The sequence below is a fragment of the Microcystis sp. M53598_WE2 genome (genome assembly GCF_030067735.1).
Classification (GTDB): Bacteria; Cyanobacteriota; Cyanobacteriia; order Cyanobacteriales; family Microcystaceae; genus Microcystis; species Microcystis aeruginosa.
The window spans coordinates 1-3,629 of sequence record NZ_JASJFE010000777.1 but is presented as its reverse complement, the minus strand read 5'-3'; the positions used below and the strand labels follow the sequence as shown (position 1 = coordinate 3,629).

Annotated in this window: 6 protein-coding genes and 1 pseudogene; 3 read left to right on the top strand and 4 right to left on the bottom strand. The window is 44.4% G+C overall.

The window, feature by feature from the left end:
* Positions 1-212, top strand: a pseudogene (locus PX636_RS15875) (Rpn family recombination-promoting nuclease/putative transposase); the annotation flags it as partial.
* A gap of 65 nt (positions 213-277) precedes the next feature.
* Here PX636_RS15875 and PX636_RS15870 read toward each other — a convergent pair.
* Genes PX636_RS15870 through PX636_RS15855 form a run of 4 tightly spaced genes read right to left on the bottom strand, consistent with a single transcriptional unit; the run spans position 278 to position 2,928 of the window.
* Complete coding sequence (locus tag PX636_RS15870) at positions 278-415, bottom strand: hypothetical protein (RefSeq protein WP_002796392.1); 138 nt, start codon at positions 413-415, stop codon at positions 278-280.
* Positions 416-446: 31 nt separating this feature from the next.
* Positions 447-1,625 carry an LL-diaminopimelate aminotransferase gene (locus PX636_RS15865; RefSeq protein ID WP_288117782.1) on the bottom strand — a complete coding sequence of 393 codons (1,179 nt, stop codon included), beginning with the start codon at positions 1,623-1,625 and terminating at the stop codon, positions 447-449.
* Between the two features lie 16 nt (positions 1,626-1,641).
* Positions 1,642-2,004 carry a thioredoxin family protein gene (locus PX636_RS15860; RefSeq protein WP_002796395.1) on the bottom strand — a complete coding sequence of 121 codons (363 nt, stop codon included), beginning with the start codon at positions 2,002-2,004 and terminating at the stop codon, positions 1,642-1,644.
* 45 nt (positions 2,005-2,049) lie between these two features.
* On the bottom strand, positions 2,050-2,928 hold the full coding sequence (locus PX636_RS15855; protein WP_288117781.1) for an ABC transporter permease: 879 nt from the start codon (positions 2,926-2,928) through the stop codon (positions 2,050-2,052).
* 198 nt (positions 2,929-3,126) lie between these two features.
* On the opposite strand from PX636_RS15855, the gene PX636_RS15850 reads away from it, so the two are divergent.
* Together PX636_RS15850 and PX636_RS15845 are read left to right on the top strand one after the other, a co-directional pair.
* A complete protein-coding gene (locus tag PX636_RS15850; RefSeq protein ID WP_002739069.1) occupies positions 3,127-3,360 on the top strand; it encodes a hypothetical protein in 234 nt (77 codons plus the stop codon).
* On the top strand, positions 3,348-3,629 hold a 282-nt coding region (locus PX636_RS15845), incomplete at its 3' end, for a type II toxin-antitoxin system VapC family toxin (protein ID WP_288117780.1). The genes PX636_RS15850 and PX636_RS15845, both read left to right, overlap by 13 nt.

The following is a 3,629-nucleotide window of genomic DNA, read 5'->3' as shown; positions in this document are numbered from 1 at the left end:
GAGAGGAAGGCAGAGAGGAAGGCAGAGAGGAAGGCAGAGAGGAAGGCAGAGAGGAAGGCAAAGAGGAAGGCAAAGAGGAGGGAAAAAAAGAAAAAGCTCGACAAATTGCCCTAAAAATGCTATCTGCTGGCTTTCATGTCCCAGAAATCGCCCAATTTACTGATTTATCCCCCGCAACTATCGAGGAATTACAAAGACAGCAGCACAATTAAAGCTTTTAACCGCAAAGGGTGGGGAATTAGGAAAATTTCGGCTCATCTCCCCACCCCAAGCACGATTAACGGCGTTTAGCGAGGCGACGCACCACTAAACCACTACCTAGTATGCCTAGTCCGATAATACTAGAAAGTTCGGGAGTGGACACATTACCAATATCACCCGAAATATCAGAAGTAACAAGGCGAAAGTTATCCATTGCAGCATAACCACTGCTTAGAATATCGGTTTTATCCCAAAAAAGCCCCAATTTTCTCCACGGCAGCCTCTAGAATATCGGGATCGTGAACTAAGGCAAAACGCACATAACCCTCACCACCCTTACCAAAACCGGAACCGGGGGAAACAGCGACACCGGTTTGGGCCACCAATTGCCGACAAAAATCGACGGAATTACCCGGCCAACTGGGGGGAATTTTCGCCCAAACATACATAGTGGCGGCCGGAGTGGCAACCAGCCAACCGATGCGATTTAAGGCATTAATAAACACATCCCGGCGTTTTTGGAAGATAGCGACGGTTTCCTTGACCGAATCTTGATTACCGGTCAAAGCAGCGATCGCACCGTTGAGGATGCCCAAATACTGATTAAAATCAACCATGGCTTTAATCTGTCGCAAAGCCATAATTAACTGCGGGTTGCCAATGGCGAAACCGATGCGAAAACCGCCCATATTATAGGACTTGGAAAAGGTAAAAAACTCGATCGAATTAGTTTTAGCTCGATCGGCCTGTAAAATTGACGGGGGGGGCGATGTTCCCGCAAAAAAGATGTCTAGATAGGGAAAATCGTGGATTAAAACTAAATTATGCTGACGGCAAAAATCAACCGCTTTTTGGAAAAATGCCAAAGGTGCGATCGCTGTGGTGGGATTATGGGGATAACTCAAGACCATCAGCTTCGATTGTGCCAGCACTAGCTCAGGAATGTCCTCTAAAACCGGCAGAAAGTCATTTTTTGCCAAAATTGGCATCCCGTAGATTTGACCGCCAGCAAGGGCAACACCGCCCAAATGGGAGGGATAACCCGGATCGAGGAGCAGGGCAAAATCCCCGGGGTTGAGAATGGCCAACGGTAGATGGGCCGTGCCTTCCTGAGAACCAATTAGGGGTAAAACCTCCGTTTCCGGATCGACGGGGACACCAAAGCGATCGCTATACCAGTTAGCGGCAGTTATTCGGAAGTCTCGCGTACCATTATGGAGTAAATAGCCGTGGGTGTGAGGATCGTGGAGAGATCGTTCAATAGCATCGACAACGTGGGGAGCAGCCCCAAGATCGGAGGAACCGAGCGAAAGATCGATAATGGTATTACCCGCTTCTCTACTGGCAGCTTTTGCCCGATCCATATCGGCAAAAACGTTGGATTGTAGTGCCTGTAAGCGGTGTGCTAGGGTTAAGTTATTCATAACCACAGATACCTAATTAGCTGACATAGGTATCGATAAAAGATTGTAATTGTTGTTTGCCGATCGCCCCTTCATGAGTGGCAATAATTTCGTTATCTTTAAAGATGCGTAAAGCAGGAACACCTTCCACCTTACATTTAGCCACCGAGTCGGGGTTAGGGTCTATTTCTAGTTTAACTACTTTTAGCCGTTCGCCGTAGGTTTTCGCCACCCAATCGATCGAGGGGGATACCAAACGGCACGGACCGCACCAACTCGCCCAAAAATAGACTAAAACGGGTTTTTCGACCTCAAAAACCTCTTTGTCAAACTTCTGATCGCTAATGACAGTTACGCTACTCACAGTATTTATTTCCTCACCATCGCTACTGATCATCATAGAGGTTCTGGGTAATTTTCGGCAATTATCCACTTCTACGCTTCCTTAAACATTAGGATCAAAGACATCCCGTAAACCATCACCGATAAAATTAATACTTAACACCGTGATCACGATAGCTAGAGCGGGAAAAATGACCAAGTGGGGGGCAGTTGTCAAGTAATCTTTAGCTTTAAATAACATTTGTCCCCAAGTCGGCACATCGGGGGGGAAACCCAAACCCAAAAAACTCAGGGTTGACTCGGTAATAATCGCATTACCCACGGCTAAAGTGGCCGCCACGATAATCATTCCCAAAACGTTAGGTAATAAATGCACCCAGATTAAACGGAAAGGAGTGGCCCCCAAAGCAATCGCAGCCGAGATAAACTCCATCTCTCGTAATTTTAAGAAATTTCCCCGCACCAATCTGGCCACCGACATCCAATTTAAACCCCCGATCACCAAAACCACGAGGATAAAAATACCCGTTTCCGGTCCGGCGATTTTCTTGATACTATCGCGAAATAGATAGACAATCAGCAAAAGTAGGGGTAATTGGGGCAAAGATAGAAATAAATCCGTTAATCGCATCAATAAGCCATCGATCGCCCCCCCGTAAAACCCGGAAATAGCCCCGATCGCTGTCCCCAGAATCATCGCGACTATCATAGCAGCAATCCCCACCGCCAGGGAAATTCGACCCCCCACCAAAATCCTCGCCAATTGATCCTGTCCCAGATCATTAGTGCCGAAAAGATGTTTTAAACTAGGGGGAGCAGTGGTTTGACTAAAATCAATGGTATCGATGGGGACCCGATAAAAAATCGGACCGAATAGGACGGCAAGAATAATTATAATTAATGCGATCGCTCCTATTACTGCCAAGGGATCTCGGTAAAAACGTCGCCAAGTATCGATAATTGCAGAAGACAGGAGAGACATAAGCTGTTAAGTGTTTAAATTACTTTTTGAGACGAGGCACTCTTGCATTAGGGGAGATTCCGCTAATCTAAGAATAAACGGTTTAAATGAGTCTTTTTAGTCTGCTGTATTTTAGGTAAAATCTCAAGATGAGTCCCTTTATTGAAGGAACCGTTGTGTTATAGTATAACTCAAGTTCAGAAAATAGAGAGTAAAACTATGACTGTTAAAGAACTTATTCAAACAGCAATTGATAATTTACCTGAAGAACAACTAGATGAACTTTATCAATTAATTAAAAATTTCACCGCCAGCAAAAACAACTTATTAGAAGAAAAACCATCCTTATTCAAACGTCATTTTCCAGTTGAGAATATGGTGGGTAAAGCTAAAATACTAGGTGATATGGTCAGTCCTATTGTAGATGAAGAAGATTGGGAATGTCTGAAGTAATTGTGCTTGATACTCATATTTGGTTGTGGTTAATAAATGGCAATTTTGACAGATTTCCCGAGCATTGGCTAGAAAAATTTGAGTTAGCAGAATCTCTCGGAGTTTCCCCCATTTCTTGCTATGAAATAGCCCTTGCTAACCAACGGGGGAGATTAGAATTAAGTTATCCCCTTCAAGAGTGGATTCAACAAGCTTTAACAGTAGCTAAAATAGATATATTTTCAATTACCCCCGAAATTGCCATTAGAGCCGTTAATTTATCTCCCATT

Bases quoted from the DNA above. Each gene is read 5' to 3' on its own strand.
- PX636_RS15870 (WP_002796392.1), bottom strand. From the start codon at position 415: ATGGATAACTTTCGCCTTGTTACTTCTGATATTTCGGGTGATATTGGT.
- PX636_RS15865 (WP_288117782.1), bottom strand. From the start codon at position 1,625: ATGAATAACTTAACCCTAGCACACCGCTTACAGGCACTACAATCCAAC.
- PX636_RS15860 (WP_002796395.1), bottom strand. From the start codon at position 2,004: ATGATGATCAGTAGCGATGGTGAGGAAATAAATACTGTGAGTAGCGTA.
- PX636_RS15855 (WP_288117781.1), bottom strand. From the start codon at position 2,928: ATGTCTCTCCTGTCTTCTGCAATTATCGATACTTGGCGACGTTTTTAC.
- PX636_RS15850 (WP_002739069.1), top strand. From the start codon at position 3,127: ATGACTGTTAAAGAACTTATTCAAACAGCAATTGATAATTTACCTGAA.